The sequence below is a fragment of the Pedobacter sp. GW821-FHT01D05 genome, from assembly GCF_059422505.1.
On sequence record NZ_JBWKXA010000002.1, the window covers coordinates 588,518 to 607,586 of the forward strand.

Sequence of the window (19,069 nt, forward strand, 5' to 3'; positions counted from 1 at the left end):
GGTTATGACAAGAGACGAATTAAACGCACATAGGTTAATTAAAGAAGCACATGAAGCAAATGCACGCCTGCACTCGCGACGCCATTTTTTAAAAGAAAGTGCAATGGGTTTGGGTGCTTTGGCAATGGGTTCGTTATTGGGTAGCTGCGAGAACCTTTTTTCGAGTCCGCAAACAAAGGTCGCTTACGATCCTGCACATCCATTATTGCCAAAGTCGCCACCACTTGTTGGTAAGGCACGAAGTGTAATTTATTTGCACATGGCAGGTGCTCCATCTCAATTAGAGTTGTTTGATTTTAAACCGGAGCTAATGAAAATGGATGGCCAGGATTGCCCTCCATCATTACTCGCCGGGAAAAAATTTGCTTTTATAACCGGAGTGCCTAAAATGCTGGGTCCACAGGCTAATTTTGCCAGATATGGCCAATCAGGTGCCTTGGTGAGTGATAATCTGCCACACTTTTCTACCATGGTAGATGAGGTAAGTTTTTTGAAAGCTGTAAAAACAGATCAGTTTAACCATGCCCCGGCGCAACTGTTGGTACATACAGGTTCACCGCGATTGGGCAGGCCAAGTATGGGAAGCTGGGTAACCTACGGTTTGGGATCAGAAAACCAGAATTTACCAGGGTATGTAGTATTGACCAGTGGAGGTAGTTTCCCTGATGCCGGAAAAAGTGTTTGGGGAAGTGGTTTCTTACCCTCTGTTTATCAAGGTGTACAATGTAGAAGTGAGGGAGACCCGGTCTTGTTTATAAAAGATCCGGATGGAATGAACCGGGATTTGAGAAAAGCGTCTATCGAAGCCATTAATAAAGCCAACGAGCAACAATATCAGGAGTATAACGATCCTGAAATTTTATCGCGGATAGCACAGTATGAAATGGCTTACCGCATGCAAATATCAGCACCAGAGGTGATGAACATCAATGATGAACCAGCCTACATCCACGAAATGTATGGTACACAACCAGGTAAAGCATGTTTTGCCAATAATGTGTTGCTTGCCCGTAAACTGGTAGAAAAGGGGGTGCGTTATGTGCAGTTATTCGATTGGGGATGGGATGCGCATGGCGATAATCCAAACAACTCGCTTAACATCGGACTGAAGAATAAATGCCGAACCATTGACAGGCCAATTACGGCCTTATTGCTCGATTTAAAACAACGCGGCTTATTGGAAGAAACCCTTGTAGTTTGGGGTGGTGAATTCGGGCGTACGCCAATGATGGAAAACAGAAATGGCATACAAAACCCCTTTAAAGGTAGAGATCACCATACTGAAGCATTTACCATATGGATGGCCGGCGGAGGTATAAAAAAAGGATTTACGCACGGCGAAACAGATGAAATTGGCTACAGTGCAGTAAGTGGAAAAGTTGATGCCTTCGATATTCAAGCCACTATTTTAAACCAGTTGGGCTTCGATCACGAACAATTTACCTATCCTTTCCAGGGACGGCCATTTAGGTTAACTGATGTGGCAGGTAAGGTGATCTCAGAGATTGTTGCTTAAGTCAGGAGTCGGAAGTCCGGAGTCTGCAGTCGATTAACCGATTAACCCGATGAGTTACCAATAAACTAATGCCCAATCTACAAATGAACCAATAACAAGTGAACCAATGAACCAAACCAGAAGAAAATTCTTACAAAATACAGCCGTTGTAACGGCAGCATCAATTTTAGCCCCCATCCAAAACATGAGCGCCAACGAACTTAGAAATGTAAAAGCAAAAGCTGGCTATGAATTATTGTTTATGCAAACCGATTGGGGTTTTGGCGGCACAAGAGATGAGTTTTGCGCAGCAGCCAAAAAAGAAGGATATGAAGGTATTGAAGTGTGGTGGCCAGGTGAGGATAAAGCGATAAAAGAACTTTTTGATGCGGTTAAGAAACATAAACTGGAAATCGGGTTTTTATGCGCCGGATCGCAGTCGAACATAACTGAGCACTTAGCATTTTTCAAAAAAAGTTTAGATGCTATTTGTGCCAATACATATCAAAAACCAGTTTACATTAATTGCCATTCCGGAAGAGATTATTTCACTTACGAAGAAAATAAACAGATTATCGATTACGCAACGGCCAAAAGCAAATCGTCTGGCATACCGGTTTATCACGAAACGCATCGTAGCCGTATGATGTTTGCTGCACATATTGCCAAAAATTTTGCGGAGAAAAACCCTGAATTAAGATTTACTTTAGACATTTCGCATTGGTGCAATGTACACGAAAGTTTGTTATCTGATCAGAAACAAACCATCGATTTTATTTTAGAAAAGGCAGAACATATCCACTCGCGGGTTGGGCACCCCGAAGGGCCGCAGGTAAACGATCCACGGGCACCAGAATGGGCAAAAGTGGTAGAAGCACACCTGGCCTGGTGGGATAAAATTATAGCACGCAAAAAGAAAAACGGCGAGCGTATGACCATTCTTACCGAATTTGGCCCGGCTGATTATATGCCTACCCTGCCTTATACGCGCCAACCCCTTGCCGATCAATGGGCAATAAATGTTTACATGATGAATTTATTAAGAAAGAGATATCAATAAGATGTTAGAATTTTTTGGCCGCTTTCACCCGGTTTTTGTCCACCTTCCCATAGGAATTTTGTTGCTTGGCTGTATTTGTATTCTCTTATCATTTGCTGCAAAGTTTGTCAACCTAAAACCAGCCATTCCTATTATGCTGCTTCTAGGTGCGTTAAGTGCTGTAGTATCTTGCATTACGGGCTATTTATTGGCCAATGGTGGCGATTATGACGGTAAACTGGTGAGTAATCACCAATGGATGGGGATCAGTGTTGCTGTTTTATCTTTTATATTGTGGATTATTTACCAAAAGGTTAAATCAAATGCCATATTAGGTACAATAGCTGCGGTTCTTATTGTGCTTATTTCAATTACAGGGCATTTAGGAGGTTCTTTAACCCATGGTTCTGATTATTTAACCGCACCATTAAAATCGGGCAGCACAAAAGGCGGTGCAGCCATACCACCAATTCCCAATGTTCAGGAAGCCTTTGTTTACCAAAATGCCATCCAGCCACTCTTTCAAAATAGGTGTTATAGTTGCCATGGCAGCGAAAAGCAGAAAGGCAAACTACGGTTAGACCAGGAAGAGTTTATTTTAAAAGGCGGAGAAGATGGACACGCCCTGGTAAAGGGTAAAGCCGACGATAGTGAGCTGATGAAGCGGATTTTATTGCCATTAAGTGATGAAGACCATATGGCACCTAAAGAAAAACCTCAACTTACTACCAATGAGATTGCCTTATTAAAATGGTGGATTGATAATGGCGCCGATTTTAAAAAGAAGTTTAAAGATCTTCCCCAGCCAGAAAATATAAAAACAATTTTAGCCAGCCTGCAAAAAGGCGAAAGCGGGGCCGATCAAATCAAGGCCAGCGATATTCCAACCGAAGAGGTTTCGGCAGTTGATAATAAAGTAATGAAAAAGTTTACCGATGCAGGGATTACGGTATTTCCGGTTGCACAGCATACCAATTACCTTTCTGCCAATTTTATCAATGCACAATCAATGGGTAAAGATGTTTTGGATCTGATAAAATCAATCGAAAAACAGCTCCTTTGGCTTAAGTTAGAGAATAATAAAGTAAATGATCAAACCTTAAATGCCATAAAAGATTGCAAAAACTTAACCAGGTTAAGCTTAAATAATACCCAGGTCACAGATGCAGGTTTGGCATCGCTGAAAGATTTAGATCAGTTACAATCATTGAGTTTAGTTGGGACCAAAATTACGGCAAAAGGGATTAATCAATTAAAGAAACTACAAAAATTAAAATTTTTGTATGTATACCATACTGGGATAACTAAAACCGATTTATCAGGTATTAAAAAAATATTGCCTAAAGTAAGTTTAGATACCGGAAATTATAAAGTACCAATGGTAGCGCAAGATACAACAGTAGTTAAAGCACCTTAAATGATTATACCAGGTAATTGATAATTATCTGAGCAGTGTTATTGAACCCGAATATTTAACATTATTATTCGATATGTTGGTCCCTAATATGATATAATAATATACGCCAACAGGGAGCTGGTTACCTTTAAAAGTACCATTCCAGTTTTCGAATATGTTATTGGTAAAGAAAACCTGGTTGCCCAGGCGGTTGTAAATCTGGATGCTATATTTCTTGAGGTTTGTAACACCAACAACCAGTTCATCATTAATTCCATCGCCATTTGGCGAAAATGCATTTGGAACAAATGTAGATGCATTTTTTTTGATAATCAGGTCGCCTTGGGTAATTGAATTTTCGCAGCCGTTTTTAGAAAATGCAGTTAAAGTAATCCTGAATAACCCATCGGATTGATAAACGTGGGTGGGGTTTTGTTCTGCAGAGGTAAAACCATCGCCAAAATTCCATTCATAAAAATCCCCATAAAGCGAAGTGTTAGTAAATGTTATGGGTATTGGAGCAGAAAACTTAGCATTAAATGTGGGTTCGGTATAAAATTGAGCAACCGGAACTCTGGCAATTGCCGGAATAACGATGGTTGCGGGTTCGGAATTACAGGTGCCCGATGTCAATACAACCTGATACATACCTGCCAGATTAAAATCTGTTACCGGAATTTCAATGGCATTTGTGCTTGCGGTATAATTGTTTGGCCCGCTCCAGGTATAAGAAATACCTGCTTGTGCCGGTACAGATAATTTTATCACGTCTTTTAAACAAAATAAAGCCTGGTTCCTACTGATTTCTGGTTTTTCGGGCTTCAATTCTACCAAAATATCTTTTTTAAAAGTAGAAGTGCAGCCATTATCGGTTTCAACAGTCAGTATGATGGTTTTTGGCCCGGGATCAGTAAAGGTTAATACTTTGCTATCGTTATCGGTGTCAATCTGGCTTTTCACGCCTGGGCCAAAATCCCAGGTAAGCTTCGTGTAATTTTTAGAACTATTGATCAACGAAAAAGACTGGTTTGTTTCGCACCTGTTATTAACCTCAATCGAAAACATTGCTTCAGGTTTTAAATCGACCGATAAAATATCAACCGAATTTACCTCACTCACACAATCGCCTACCTGAACATAAAGTTTGTACGTCCCAACTATTTCTGGCCCGCTTACCGGGATTTCAGGATTTTGTGTTATTGAACTAAAACCATTCGGGCCCGACCAGTGGTAGCTTGCTAAATTTAAAAAGGGGGTTGATAATTTTAATACATCCCCCTGGCATAAATTAACATTCGAAGCCATTATTGAGGGTTTTTCGGGTGTGTTTGCTACAATAAAAGTTTGGGTAGTAACCACGTTGCACCCGTTTGTACCCGTGGCTTCTAAAACTATAACTTTCTCTCCGGGGGTGTTGTATGTTACCGTAAATGGCCCTGCGGTTGTGGCTGAAGCCAGGCTTGCCCCTTCACCAAAAGACCATTTTAAAGCGGCGAAATTCGATGACCGGCTTTCGAAAACATATGCCTGGCTGTTGGTACATGGATTTAGTTTCTGAACATCAATTTCGGCCGTTGGACCTGCAAAATCAGCAGTGCCGCCGAATTCTAAAGTAAAGCCGTTATTGCCTCCGGAATAATTATCTATTAGTAACGCGTAAACATGATCCTGTTGCAGGTCTACGTATTTTACAAAGCCATTTTGACCAGGTGGACAACCAGCCGACTCTGTCAAATCGGTTTCCGTCATACTCAGGCCGGTTTTATAATAAGTGGGGCTACAGGTTATGCCATGGCCCGATGCACATCGGATTGCATTTGAAGCATTTACCATACTACAATCTCCATTCACGCCTAAATCGTAAAAAATCCAGTCAATGTCGTTTGTGGTTACAGTAGGTGTGATTACAAATGTAAAGTCCCCAGGTGCAGATGCCTTAAACATATACCAGGCAGAGTTAGATTCTGTACCCAGGCAAGTTCCGGCCGATTCTTGATTATTTGCTCCCGCGCCAGTTACATTTAACTGGGTAAATGTTTCTTTTGTGCACAGCACTGAAAATGTTCCGCAATCTTGCCCTGGCCGTAGTGGTGGAAAATAATTATCGATACAAAGTTTAAAGGTACCGGTAACATCGTTCGCTGCGCTTACCCTAACATAATAAACCTGTCCTACCGTTAAAGCGCCTTTATATAAAGAACTAACGTTGTTTGATGTGGCCACGGTGCCGGGCTGTTCGGTTATAAAGCCAGTTGCTGCATCAAATGAATATAAGGCAACCAATGGATCAATTAAGGTGTTTGTACTATTGGTATTAGTTTGTCCACTAACAGAAATGTTTACATCAAATTTAGATGCCGTAAACTTAAACCAAACATCTTTTCCAACGGCTGGCCAGTTTAAACCTTTATTATAATTGCTCGGGCTAGCTTCTAAATTGTTAAATTCGGCATCGCCACTGCAATACGCACTGGTATTGGTAATATTTATGGCATTTAGCAGTTCATCATTAATAGGAGGGGTAGATTTTCCAAAGGCAGAGAGGCTTAATAATACCAATAGAAAAGAAATTAATGAGGAGTAGCGCATAGCGTAAAAATATTAAAAAATGTTTTCATTTCGAATCATTTCAATTGTTAATGATTTATTAATATTAAACTCGCAACTTATGCCAATTAATTGATAACGAATGATTAATGCAAGTGATTTTGGCCAGAATTTTTTGTGGGGTGTGGCTACTGCTGCGGCTCAAATAGAAGGCACAGCCACCCAATATGGTAAAGGGCTTTCCATTTGGGATACCTTTACCGCAAAAAATGGAAAAATAAAAAAGAACCACAAATTAGATCCTGCTTGCGATTTTTATCACCGATATACTGAAGATATAGCTTTAGTTAAACTGCTCGGCTTTAAAGTTTTTAGATTTTCTATTGCCTGGTCGCGCATTTTACCTGCAGGTAGGGGAGAGATTAACCAGGAAGGCATCCGTTTTTACCACAATCTTATTGATGAATGTTTAACCCATGGAATAACACCCTACATAACGCTTTACCATTGGGATTTGCCACAGGCACTCGAAGATGAGGGCGGCTGGACAAGCTTTAGCATTAACGCTGCCTTTAATGCTTTTGTAAGCATCTGTGCCTTAGAATTTGGCGATAAGGTAAAAAACTGGATCGTATTGAATGAGCCTTTTGGTTATACTTCTTTGGGCTATATGTTAGGCGTTCATGCCCCGGGGAAAACAGGATTAGGGAATTTCTTTTCAGCAGTATTACATACAGCACTGGCCCAGGCAGATGGGGGCAAGATTTTACGCGCAGAAATTAGCAAGGCTAATATTGGCACTACTTTCTCCTGTTCGGAAGTAATCCCAAGTACCCAGAGTGATAGTGATATTCTTGCTGCAAAGCGGGTTGATTGCCTAATGAACCGTCTTTTTGTAGAACCTACACAGGGCATGGGTTTTCCTACTGCCAATTGGGATGTGTTAGAAAAATTTCAGATCGAATATGGTACCTGGCGGCTTCACGAACGGATGAAATTCGATTTTGACTTTATCGGTCTTCAAAATTATTTTCCTTTGGTGGTTAAGTATAACGCCTTTATTCCGGTTATTCAGGCCTGGGAAGTAAAAGCCAAAAGCAGGAAAAGGCCTCATACCGCAATGGGCTGGGAGGTAAATGCTGATAGTTTTTACAACATCGTGAAACAGTTTGCTGCTTACCCAAATATCAAAAATATCATAATCACAGAGAATGGTGCAGCATATCATGATAAATTGAGCAACGGTAGGGTAGAAGACCCTGAGCGGATTGAATATTTTAAACTTTATTTAAATGCACTGCTAAAGCTCAAAAAGGAGGGCATAAACATAACTGGTTATATGGCCTGGACATTAATGGATAATTTTGAATGGGCAGAGGGCTTTACGGCAAGGTTTGGGTTAATTTATAATGATTTTAAAACTCAGGAACGTACCATTAAAGATTCCGGATATTGGTGGAAAGAATTCCTGAAAAAATAGACAAAGAAACATCGTCATCGTTTGTAACGAGGACGGAAGAGAAAGGCGATTTGATCGCCGTATTTTCTCATTGTTGCATCACAATGCAAATCTCGCTAATCCTCGTTGCAAACGAGGACTATTTTAGTAAACAAATTCTTATGTTTGGTTGATGAACGATAGAACAGTAGTTTACAGCACCTATTACAATCCGATGGAAGCCAATATTATTAAAGCTAAATTGGAAGATAGTGGATTTGCCTGTTTCCTGGCGGATGAAAATGTTGCAACTTTAAATCCGCTTTACAATCAGGCCATTGGCGGTGTAAAACTCATTGTTTTTGAAAGAGATGTAGAAGCCATTAATGCTTTACTCGCTGAAGACAATAGTTTGGCTTTTGAATCATCAGATGAAATTGTTGAGGAAGAAGAATCAGCGGAAGATAAAACAGTTTGTGAAAAATGTGGATCTACCAATGTGGGTTATGGAATGGCTACCGATAAAAAATATAGTATTTGGGCAACTATACTTGCCTTTTTAACCCTAACTACGCCTATTAAGGCCAATAAATGTCATCATTGTTATAATTGCGGTTACGAGTTTGAATAATACAAAGCTCGTCATTGCGAACGAAGCAGGGGCTTTTGTGATGGTGTGAAGCAATCTAATTATAAAAGCCTTTTCTTGAAGCGCAGGACCAGTAGCTACTGTTAAAGTTTGTTCCCGTTCTCCGCTGTATCCTTTCGCTGTGCTTCAGGGATGCCGCTACGCCCGGGGCTAGAAAGTTCTTTTACTGCAAATAAAGCAAAGCTCCCCTCATGGCAATACAGGGAATCTTTGTGTGAAAAGCACTTCTGTCTCTGCCATCTAAACCCGATATACGCGAATGCTGGTTTTTTCAACCAGCAGCAGCATTAGCGGGACTAACCCCAGCCTAAGACCTACTGCAACTGCTTTCCAAAGAAATAAGAGCCAACTAATATAAACCTACATTTTTTTGAAGCGTAAGGCCAGCGGCAGCTATTAAGGTTTGTTCCCGTTCTCCGCTGTATCCTTACGCTTCGCTTCAGGGATGCCGCTACGCCCGGGGCTAGAAAGTTCTTTTACTGCAAATAAAGCAAAGCTCCCCTCATGGCAATCCAGGGAATCTTTGTGTGAAAAGTATCTCTGTCTCTGCCGTCTAAACCCGATATACGCGAATGCTGGTTTTTTCAACCAGCAGCAGCATTAGCGGGACTAACCCCAACCTAGGAACTACTGCAACTGCTTTCCAAAAGAATAAAGAGGTTAACCCTAAATGATAGATTTGTCATCATGTCCAAAGGAGTCCTTTGGACAATGTGACAGATTAGAAAAACAGACATCACATTTTAAGCGGTAGAATAAAAAATCCCGTTCTGATTTAACAAAACGGGATTGATATGATGTTCATTCAGACTTTGGACTTCAGTCTACTTAAAGCGCTGCCTTAGCCGCTGCTTCAGCGCGGATAATATTTAGTGCGCCGCCAGCTTTAAACCACTCAATTTGTTGAGCGTTATAACTGTGGTTAACCGGGAATTGCTCCTGGGTGCCATCAGCATGGTGTAATACTAAGGTTAATGGTTTATCTGGAGCAAATTCTGTTAAGCCTAAGATATCGATGGTATCATCTTCCAAAATTTTGTCGTAATCATCTTTATCTGCAAAGGTTAAACCTAACATACCTTGTTTTTTCAGGTTAGTTTCGTGGATACGGGCAAAAGATTTTACCAATACAGCACGAACACCTAAATGGCGAGGTTCCATAGCGGCATGTTCACGTGATGAACCTTCGCCATAGTTTTCGTCACCAACAACAATAGAGCCTAAGCCTGCAGCTTTATAATCGCGTTGTGTTGCAGGAACAGGGCCGTATTCGCCAGTTAATTCATTTTTAACATTATCTGTTTTATCGTTGAAATAGTTAACTGCACCAATGAGCATGTTGTTAGAAATGTTATCTAAGTGACCACGGAATTTTAACCATGGACCAGCCATTGAGATATGATCTGTTGTACATTTACCTTTGGCTTTGATTAAAAGTTTTAAACCTTTTAAGTCGGTACCTTCCCAAGGGGTAAATGGATCTAACAATTGTAAACGGTGTGAAGTTGGAGAAACCAAAACCTGAACGGATGAACCATCAGCTGCCGGTGCCTGATAACCTGCATCTTCTACAGCGAAACCTTTTGTTGGCAATTCAAAACCGGTAGGTGGATCTAATTTCACCTGTTCGCCTTTATCGTTTGTTAAGGTATCGGTTAACGGGTTAAAGCCTAAATTACCTGAAATTGCAATGGCAGCAACCATTTCTGGTGAAGCCACGAAAGCGAAAGTATTAGGGTTGCCATCAGCGCGTTTCGCAAAGTTTCTGTTAAACGAGTGTACGATTGTATTTTTCTCTGCTTTCTCTGCACCTGTACGGTCCCACATCCCAATACATGGTCCGCAGGCATTGGTGAAGATCGTAGCATCTAAATCTTCGAAAGTTTTTAAGAAACCATCACGGTTTGCGGTATAACGTACCTGCTCAGAACCTGGATTGATACCGAAAGCCGATTTGGTTACCAAACCTTTTGCAATGGCCTGGTTTGCGATTGAAGCTGCTCTTGATAAATCTTCGTAAGAAGAGTTGGTACAAGAACCGATTAAACCCCATTCTACTTTTAATGGCCAGCCGTTTTTTTCTGCCTCCACTTTCATCTGTGAAACCGGGGTGGCTAAATCTGGTGTAAACGGACCGTTTAAATATGGTTCTAAAGTATCCAGATCGATCTCAATAACCTGATCGAAATAATTTTCCGGGTCAGCATAAACTTCAGCATCGCCTGTTAAATATTCCTTTATTTTGTTTGCCTCATCAGCAACTTCATTTCTACCCGTAGCACGTAAATAACGTTCCATACTTTCGTCATAACCAAAAGTAGAGGTGGTTGCGCCAATCTCGGCGCCCATGTTACAAATGGTGCCTTTACCTGTACAGCTCATTGAAGTGGCGCCATCGCCAAAATATTCTACAATTGCTCCTGTACCACCTTTTACCGTAAGGATGCCCGCAACTTTAAGAATCACATCTTTAGCAGCAGTCCAGCCGTTTAATTTTCCTGTTAACTTAACGCCGATTAACTTAGGGAATTTAAGCTCCCAAGGTAAACCCGCCATTACATCGCAGGCATCAGCACCACCAACTCCAATAGCCACCATACCCAAACCACCTGCATTTACGGTGTGTGAGTCGGTTCCGATCATCATTCCACCTGGGAATGCATAATTCTCTAAAACTACCTGGTGAATAATACCGGCACCCGGTTTCCAAAAACCGATACCGTATTTGTTCGATACAGAAGATAAAAAATCAAAAACTTCGGCACTTTCGGTTTTAGCATGCGGTAAATCTATTGCAGCACCTTCTTTAGCCGTAATTAAGTGATCACAGTGAACCGTAGAAGGCACAGCCACTTGTGGGCGGCCAGCCTGCATAAATTGCAATAATGCCATTTGAGCTGTTGCATCCTGCATCGCAACGCGATCTGGTGCAAAATCTACGTAGTCAGAGCCACGTTTAAACGCCGTTTTAGGATCTCCATCCCAAAGGTGTGTATACAATATTTTTTCAGATAATGTTAAAGGTCTGCCAACCACCTTACGTGCAGCCTCAACGCGGCTGCCAAAGTTTGCATAAACCTTTTTAATCATGTCTATATCAAAAGCCATACTTTATTTTTTTTTAAAATTATTGTCAATAACAACACAAACTAAATTAAACAATTTTTAATATACTTATTTTTAAGATTTGTCAAATTATGTTATTTAAAACCATTCTATTCAATTTTAGTGTAAATAAAAAGGCCATCCGATTATCGAACAGCCTTTGTGCTTTGATTAACAAAAAATATGTTTATTTGTTTCTTATTGTTTTGTAGAAATAGGCGTAAACTTGGTTAAGTTGATACCTTCTACCGCTACTTTATATTCCTCAATGCTTGGAATACGACCTAAAATAGCAGAAAGAACCACTACCGGTGTAGACGCCAATAAAGACTCTCCCTTTTTACCATCTTTATCTTCTACCACGCGGCCCTGGAATAAACGGGTTGAGGTAGCCATTACCGTATCGCCTTTAGCCGCTTTCTCCTGGTTGCCCATACAAAGGTTACAGCCCGGGCGTTCTAGGTACATAATGTTCTCATATTCGGTACGCGCTGCAGCTTTAGGTAAAGCATCGCTAAACTCAAATCCGGAGTATTTTTGCAGGTATTCCCAATCGCCTTCTGCTTTCAGTTCGTCGATGATATTGTAAGTAGGGGCCGCAACCACTAATGGAGCTTTGAACTCTACTTTACCGGTTAGTGTCTCTACGTTTTTCAACATCTGAGAAACGATTTTCAAATCGTCTTTGTGTACCATACAAGAACCTACGAAACCTAGGTCTACTTTTTTATCGCCACCATAGAAAGTTAAGTCTCTGATGGTGTCATGCGTATAACGTTTAGAAACATCAGCGTTGTTTACATCCGGATCGGCAATCATTGGCTCGTTGATGATATCCAGGTCGATAACTACTTCTGCATAGTATTTGGCATTGTCATCTGGCATCAAAGCTGGCTTGATACCCGTTTTAATTTCTTCAATGCGTTTGTTTGCTTTGTTGATCAAACCTTGTAAAACCTGGTTATGGTTGTCCATACCTTTGTCTATCATGATCTGAATACGGTTTTTAGCAATTTCTAACGATTGGATTAAAGTATCATCTTGCGAAATACAGATAGATGCTTTTGCTTTCATCTCTGCTGTCCAGTCTGTAAAGGTAAAAGCCTGATCGGCTAATAAAGTACCAATGTGTACCTCGATTATACGGCCCTGGAATACGTTTTCGCCATCAAACTGTTGCAACATTTGTAATTGTGTTGCATGAACTACATCACGAAAATCCATGTGTTCTTTCATCTGACCTTTGAATGTTACTTTTACCGATTCAGGGATTGGCATAGAAGCCTCACCAGTTGCCAATGCTAATGCCACGGTACCAGAATCTGCACCGAAAGCTACACCTTTAGACATACGTGTGTGCGAATCACCACCGATAATAATTGCCCACTCATCAATAGTGATGTCGTTCAATACCTTATGAATAACATCGGTCATTGAATGATATTGGCCTTTAGGGTCGCGGGCAGTAATCACACCGAAGTCGTTCATGAATTTCATCAGTTTAGGGATGTTTGCCTGTGCTTTTTTGTCCCAAACAGATGCGGTATGACAACCTGATTGATAAGCACCATCAACAATTGGAGAAATCACTGTAGCAGCCATTGCTTCTAATTCCTGAGCGGTCATCAAACCTGTTGTATCCTGAGAACCTACAATGTTTACTTCTACACGAACGTCAGAACCGGCATGTAAAACCTTGCCCTGTGTTAAACCTACCGCATTTCTATTGAAGATTTTTTCTACAGCCGTTAAACCTTGCCCTTCAATAGATACCTCTTTAGCAGGGGCGAATACCAACGAAGGTTCGATAGCTAAAGTTTTAGCTGCAAAAGTTTGGATTTTTTTACCGAAAACGATAGCATAAGAACCACCGGCTTTGATAAATTCCATTTTCTGCGGCGTTAACGCTTTTGAAATGTCGATCAACTCTTGATCTCCATTGTATAATTTTTTAGTTTTTGTATTAATGGTAAGTACCGTACCCGTTTCTATGGAATAAACTTGCTCTAAAACCGGCTCGTCATTTTCGTTACGGATAACATTGCCATTTTCATCTGTTTTCTTTACCCAGTTTCTAAGGTCGATACCAATACCGCCTGTTACATCAACTGTTGTTAAGAAAATTGGAGAAATACCATTGGTACCACCTACAATTGGAGCGATGTTTACAAATGGAATATAAGGGCTAGATTTTTTACCTGTCCAAAGTGCCACATTGTTTACCCCCGACATACGTGAAGAACCTACACCCATGGTACCTTTTTCAGCTACCAGCATTACACTTTTATCAGGGTGTTGCGCTTGCAATGCTTTAATTTCCTCCTGAGCCTCTGGGGTAATCATACATTTACCATGCAATTCGCGGTCTGAACGAGAGTGTGCCTGGTTACCTGGCGACAATAAATCTGTAGAAATATCGCCAATACCGGCGATAAAAGTTACCACTTTAATTTCTTCTGCTACTTCAGGAAGTTTGGTGAAAAATTCGGCCCTGGCATAACTTTCTAATATTTCTTTAGCAATGACATTGCCATTGTTATAAGCTTCTTTTAAACGATCGGTATCTGCGTCGTATAAGAAAACCTGTGTTTTAAGTACATCTGCAGCTTTATGGGCTTTATCGCCATTATCGGCCAGCGCAATGTCTAACAAAACTTTGATAGAAGATCCACCCTTCATGTGCGATAACAATTCGAAAGCAAAATCAGGTGTGATTTCGGCAACGATCGTTCCGCCTAAAATAATTTCTTTTAAAAACTCTGCTTTTACACTGGCAGCTCCGGTAGTGCCCGGCAAGGTGTTGTATATGAAAAAATTAACAGCATCTGCTCTGTTAAAATTATTTACATTTTTAATTTGATCGATGATTTCACTCAATAATTCTGCTCCATCAATAGGTTTGGGATGAAGACCTTGAGCTTTTCTGTCTTCAATCTCCTGGATATAATCGTTATAAATACTCATCTTAGCTATTTTATTCTTTTTATTATAAGATTGTGCAACAAAATGTACACCCGCTTTTTACAAAAAAGAATACTGTTTTTGTATATTAATTTGCGTTTACTGAGCCAATAGGACCCAGTTTTTTGGTTAAAACAAAAATAGCAAAAAACAACCCTTAAACGCAATTTAGGCAGGTGATTAAACAATTTGGAATTATTCTAAACAACGAAAAAAAAGGGGGAATTAAAGGGCGTAAAAACACATAAATTATGGCTGTTTTATACTATTGGGAAGTGTTTTATGTGTGCCTCTTATAAGTTAAAATCTCCATTCTTACCAGCTTATACTATAATCATCACACTGAATTCATTTCAGGGTCTATCTGGCAGGAAAGATGAGGCTGTGCCTTAAATATAGAATTGTCATCCTGAGCCTGTCGAAGGACCTGTTTAAATATCTCGAAAGGCGTTTTGACACGCTCTCCGTAGTAGTCCTTGGGACAACGTGACAAATTCGAATGGAATTACAAATGTTATACAGTCTGATGAGGATCGTGTTAAGAAAAGAGGATAAAACTGCTCGCCACAAAATAATGTGAATCTGGGCTGCTGTTAATGAGGTAATATTAGTTATAAACGATAGAATCTTAATACCTGGATTAACCGTTCGTTATCGGACAGATTTGTGCGGTTTTGAACAGTTATTTATTTTACGTCGTGTTAATTCATTGATTTTAAGTTTATTGGGTTTCATTTAGAACCTTGGCACAAGATTAGCTTATGGCTAAAGCGTTGAAAATGTAAAACCTTTTTCAGTAAAATAAGCCAATACTTTGGGAAGTGCGTAAGATAACCGGTCGAATGCTTTTAAACTATCATGAAATACAATTATAGAACCATTTTCGGTATGTTTAATCACGTTTTGATAACATTTTTCGGGCGAAAGCTGAGTGTCGAAATCGCCGCTGAGTACATCCCACATTATGATGTTCAGTCCTGAGTCGATAGTCTTTAGTCCTAAGTCAGATTTTTGATTTTGGAATACGGACTTCGGACTACGGACTTCGGACTTCAGACTTTTAATCTGGCTCTTCCTAATCCTGCCGTAGGGTGGACGAAACAGATTTGTTTGTGTAAGTTCCTGGCATTTTAGTGTATTTTGAAGATAGGTTTCATTATCGGTTTTCCAGCCTTTTAAATGATTAAAAGTATGGTTGCCAATGGCATGTCCGTCGTTTTTTACACGTTCAAAAACTTCGGGGTGTTTTACAATATTATCGCCGATGCAAAAAAATGTAGCTTTAGCATTAAAGACTTTTAAAGTTTTTAATACAAAATCTGTAACATTGGGTATAGGTCCATCGTCAAAGGTCAAATAAATAACTTTTTCGGTGCGGGATTTATTCCATAATAGTGATGGATAATACCATTTTAGCAGAAGCGGTGATTTGATCAGGTACATTTTAGCGGTAAAGTTACTAAATGCCTGTACAGATTGAAATTATTAAAGTTGTTTATATAGATTTGAAACAAATTATGAAGATGTTTACCAAGAAGAAGTTAGTTACCGGTTTTGCTTTTGTTATCGCGCTCAGTTTTGCCAATAAGGCTAATGCACAGCAAATTTTAACCATCCAACAGGCAGTAGATAATACCCTTAAAAATAATTTACAGATCAAACAGGCTGCATTTAGTGCAGCTTTAAGCAATGAAACGCTAAGTCAATCTAAAAATGCGCTTTTACCAACGCTTAACGGATCAGCAAGTTATAATAAAAACTTCGGTCGTAGCATCGATCCATCAACCAATCAGTTTATTTCACAGCAATTCTCGTCAGCCAATGGTAGCTTAAGTGCAAGTGCCGATCTTTTTAATGGCTTTCAGAAAATAAACCAGATCAGACAGAACAAACTTTTGCTTGCTGCCGATCAAACCAATGTAGAGAAAATCAAAAACGATTTAATTTTGCAGGTGGTAACCTCATACATGCAGATTCTGTATAATAAAGACTTACTGGCGGCTTCACAACAACAGTTGGATGTGGCTAAACAGACCTTAAAAAGGGAACAGGCTTTGTTAGATGCCGGTAATAAAACCTTAGCCGATATTTCGCAGGCGAAATCGCAGGTGGCCACTGCAGAGTTGAATACTACAAATGCTCAAAATACATTATCGGTATCTTACTTAACTTTAAATCAATTGATGGAAATGCAACCAGAAAACAGGTTTGAGGTAAAGGCACCGGTTATTGCAGAAAACTATTCTTTACAGAACAGTTATGATATCAATACCATTTTCACCAGTGCGGTAACCAGTTTCCCGGATGTTAAATTAGCATCGTTAAGAACAGAAGCTGCTTTAAGAGGAATTAGTGTTGCAAAATCGTCTTATTACCCAAGACTTTCAATCGGAGCTGGTTTAGGATCTAATTTTTCAAGCGGCAGAAGTAAGGTTGTTTCAATTACCCCAAACGGATTTTCTGAAATTGGAAGAACCTTAACCACTAACGAATCTGTTGTTGCACCAGACTTTGTAACTGTTTTAGGGAAACAAGCTTTTGGTTCGCAGATAGAAGATAACTTTAACCAATATGTTGGATTAAATCTTTCTATTCCTATTTTTAATGGTTTCCAGGCGAGAACAAATGTTAGAAAAGCAAAAATTAACTATCAGAATACACAGGTACAGGAACAACTTACCAAGAATAATTTAAGCAAGGTAATCTCTCAGGCTGTGTATGATCTAAAGGCCGCAGAAAGTCGTTATTCATCAACTCAGAATGCATTTCAGGCGCAAAAAGATGCCTTTTATGTAATTGAGCAGCGTTATAATGTTGGTTTAGTAAATTCTTTAGATTATAGCACCGCTCAAACCAATAGAAATAAAGCGGAGATAGATTTTATACAGGCTAAATATGATCTTTTATTCAGGGCAAAAGTAATTGATTATTACCTGGGCAAACAGATTGTTTTTTAAAAAAAACTAAAGCAGAAAGTATTAAAAGCTTTCAACTTTAAAACATTACAAATTTTAATACAAACAAACGAAATACAATAAATTATGAAACTGAAGCATATTATTATTACCGTAGTTGCTATTGTAGCCCTTCTAGTGATATTAAAACTGGCCGGAGTTATTGGTGGTAGTAAGACCGAAAAAGTAACTACAGAAAAAGCATCAGATAAAACTGTTGTAGAAACAGTAACCGCAAGTGGTAAAATACAGCCAGAAACAGAAGTTAAATTAAGCTCTGAGGTATCGGGAGAGGTAGTAGAATTAAAGGTAAAAGAAGGTGATATTGTTAAAGCCGGTCAATTGCTTTGTAAGGTACGTCCGGATGTTTTGCAATCGGGTTATGAAAGAACAGTTGCCAGCTTTAATGCGCAAAAAGCGAGTGTAGCTTCAGCTCAACAACAATTGGTACAAAACCAGGCTAACTTTGTAAACGCCGAGGCAACTTATAAACGTAATGTTGAACTGTTTAATAAAAAAGTAATTTCTGCATCCGAATTTGATGCAGCTAAAGCAGCGTATTTAACCGCCAAAGCAAATTTAGCCAGTGCGAAAGAGGGGGTAGTAGGTGCTAAATTTACTTTAGAACAAACAGGGGCAAATGTTAAAGAAGCTGGTGCAAACTTAGCAAAAACAACAATTTATGCGCCTGTTGATGGGGTAGTTTCAAAATTGTCAATCGAATTGGGAGATCGTATTTTAGGAACTTCGCAAATGGCAGGTACAGAAATTATGCGTATCTCTAACCTGTCGTCAATGGAAGTTAATGTTGACGTTAACGAAAACGACATTACCCGTGTTAAAGTTGGCGATAAAGCTTCGATTGAGGTTGACGCTTTCTCAGATAAAAAATTTAGAGGTGTAGTAACCGAAATCGCAAGTTCATCAACAGCTGTTGGTACTGCAGTATCTACTTCAGTAGATCAGGTAACCAATTTCTCTGTAAAAATTAGAATTAATGAAGAACTAGCGGGTAAACAACAATCTATTTTCCGCCCGGGCATGTCGGCTACAGTTGATATCGAAAGCGAATCGTTAACAGGTTTAGCTATTCCGATTCAGGCGGTATTTACCGATAACGGTAAATCTGGTGATGCTGGTCAAAACCAGGGTAACCAGGAAAATACCGATAAACAGAAATCTAAATTAACCGATAAAAAAGTGAAGCAGTATATTTATGCTTACGATGCCAAAACTAAAAAGGTTAAAAAGACCGAGGTAACCACCGGAATCCAAAATGACCAGTTTATTATCGTTAAATCTGGTGTTAAAACTGGCCAGGAAATTGTTACCGGCCCTTATTCTGCCATCCAAAATAAATTAAAAGACGGAATGATTGTAGAAAAAACATCTAAAGACCAATTGTTTAGCAAAGACGCTAAGAAGTAGACTATATTTAACAACAATAAATAATTAAATTGTCCCGGTTTAAAATATTAAACCGGG

11 protein-coding genes are annotated in these 19,069 nt (G+C 39.6%); 7 read left to right on the forward strand and 4 right to left on the reverse strand.

The window, feature by feature from the left end:
- Positions 1–4 precede the first annotated feature (4 nt).
- The 3 genes from AC07VK_RS10725 (at position 5) to AC07VK_RS10735 (ending at position 3,951) form a co-directional block, all read left to right on the forward strand.
- Positions 5–1,516 (forward strand): DUF1501 domain-containing protein, encoded by a 1,512-nt coding sequence (locus AC07VK_RS10725; protein ID WP_492960322.1) that lies wholly within the window; start codon positions 5–7, stop codon positions 1,514–1,516.
- Positions 1,517–1,622: 106 nt separating this feature from the next.
- Entirely contained in the window at positions 1,623–2,555 is a 933-nt protein-coding gene (locus tag AC07VK_RS10730; protein WP_492960324.1) for a sugar phosphate isomerase/epimerase family protein, read from the forward strand.
- Position 2,556: 1 nt separating this feature from the next.
- Positions 2,557–3,951, forward strand: coding sequence for a c-type cytochrome domain-containing protein (locus AC07VK_RS10735; protein ID WP_492960326.1), 1,395 nt, complete (start codon positions 2,557–2,559; stop codon positions 3,949–3,951).
- 24 nt (positions 3,952–3,975) lie between these two features.
- On the opposite strand, the gene AC07VK_RS10740 is transcribed toward AC07VK_RS10735, so the two are convergent.
- Positions 3,976–6,519: a PKD domain-containing protein gene (locus tag AC07VK_RS10740; RefSeq protein WP_492960328.1), complete on the reverse strand. Its 2,544-nt coding sequence runs from the start codon at positions 6,517–6,519 to the stop codon at positions 3,976–3,978.
- A gap of 100 nt (positions 6,520–6,619) precedes the next feature.
- On the opposite strand from AC07VK_RS10740, the gene AC07VK_RS10745 reads away from it, so the two are divergent.
- The gene (locus tag AC07VK_RS10745; RefSeq protein WP_492953999.1) at positions 6,620–7,957 is read left to right on the forward strand and encodes a GH1 family beta-glucosidase; all 1,338 of its coding nucleotides are present in this window, start codon (positions 6,620–6,622) and stop codon (positions 7,955–7,957) included.
- 151 nt (positions 7,958–8,108) lie between these two features.
- A complete protein-coding gene (locus tag AC07VK_RS10750; protein WP_492960330.1) occupies positions 8,109–8,546 on the forward strand; it encodes a putative signal transducing protein in 438 nt (145 codons plus the stop codon).
- 846 nt (positions 8,547–9,392) lie between these two features.
- Here AC07VK_RS10750 and AC07VK_RS10755 read toward each other — a convergent pair.
- From AC07VK_RS10755 to AC07VK_RS10765, 3 genes are all read right to left on the reverse strand, one after another.
- Positions 9,393–11,672 (reverse strand): aconitate hydratase, encoded by a 2,280-nt coding sequence (locus tag AC07VK_RS10755; protein WP_492953997.1) that lies wholly within the window; start codon positions 11,670–11,672, stop codon positions 9,393–9,395.
- Positions 11,673–11,867: 195 nt separating this feature from the next.
- The gene (locus tag AC07VK_RS10760; RefSeq protein WP_492960332.1) at positions 11,868–14,633 is read right to left on the reverse strand and encodes a bifunctional aconitate hydratase 2/2-methylisocitrate dehydratase; all 2,766 of its coding nucleotides are present in this window, start codon (positions 14,631–14,633) and stop codon (positions 11,868–11,870) included.
- 762 nt (positions 14,634–15,395) lie between these two features.
- Positions 15,396–16,073, reverse strand: coding sequence for a polysaccharide deacetylase family protein (locus tag AC07VK_RS10765; RefSeq protein WP_492960334.1), 678 nt, complete (start codon positions 16,071–16,073; stop codon positions 15,396–15,398).
- A 20-nt stretch (positions 16,074–16,093) separates the two neighbouring features.
- Here AC07VK_RS10765 and AC07VK_RS10770 point away from each other — a divergent pair, with 20 nt between their 5' ends.
- Complete coding sequence (locus tag AC07VK_RS10770; RefSeq protein ID WP_492953994.1) at positions 16,094–17,587, forward strand: TolC family protein; 1,494 nt, start codon at positions 16,094–16,096, stop codon at positions 17,585–17,587.
- 84 nt (positions 17,588–17,671) lie between these two features.
- Complete coding sequence (locus tag AC07VK_RS10775) at positions 17,672–19,012, forward strand: efflux RND transporter periplasmic adaptor subunit (RefSeq protein WP_492960338.1); 1,341 nt, start codon at positions 17,672–17,674, stop codon at positions 19,010–19,012.
- The last annotated feature ends 57 nt before the right edge of the window (positions 19,013–19,069 follow it).

What these genes read in the sequence shown, in the direction of transcription:
- AC07VK_RS10760 (WP_492960332.1), bottom strand. Translation starts at nt 14,633, where the DNA reads ATGAGTATTTATAACGATTATATCCAGGAGATTGAAGACAGAAAAGCT.
- AC07VK_RS10770 (WP_492953994.1), top strand. Translation starts at nt 16,094, where the DNA reads ATGCCTGTACAGATTGAAATTATTAAAGTTGTTTATATAGATTTGAAA.
- AC07VK_RS10750 (WP_492960330.1), top strand. Translation starts at nt 8,109, where the DNA reads ATGAACGATAGAACAGTAGTTTACAGCACCTATTACAATCCGATGGAA.
- AC07VK_RS10745 (WP_492953999.1), top strand. Translation starts at nt 6,620, where the DNA reads ATGATTAATGCAAGTGATTTTGGCCAGAATTTTTTGTGGGGTGTGGCT.
- AC07VK_RS10740 (WP_492960328.1), bottom strand. Translation starts at nt 6,519, where the DNA reads ATGCGCTACTCCTCATTAATTTCTTTTCTATTGGTATTATTAAGCCTC.
- AC07VK_RS10765 (WP_492960334.1), bottom strand. Translation starts at nt 16,073, where the DNA reads ATGTACCTGATCAAATCACCGCTTCTGCTAAAATGGTATTATCCATCA.
- AC07VK_RS10755 (WP_492953997.1), bottom strand. Translation starts at nt 11,672, where the DNA reads ATGGCTTTTGATATAGACATGATTAAAAAGGTTTATGCAAACTTTGGC.
- AC07VK_RS10735 (WP_492960326.1), top strand. Translation starts at nt 2,557, where the DNA reads ATGTTAGAATTTTTTGGCCGCTTTCACCCGGTTTTTGTCCACCTTCCC.
- AC07VK_RS10725 (WP_492960322.1), top strand. Translation starts at nt 5, where the DNA reads ATGACAAGAGACGAATTAAACGCACATAGGTTAATTAAAGAAGCACAT.
- AC07VK_RS10775 (WP_492960338.1), top strand. Translation starts at nt 17,672, where the DNA reads ATGAAACTGAAGCATATTATTATTACCGTAGTTGCTATTGTAGCCCTT.
- AC07VK_RS10730 (WP_492960324.1), top strand. Translation starts at nt 1,623, where the DNA reads ATGAACCAAACCAGAAGAAAATTCTTACAAAATACAGCCGTTGTAACG.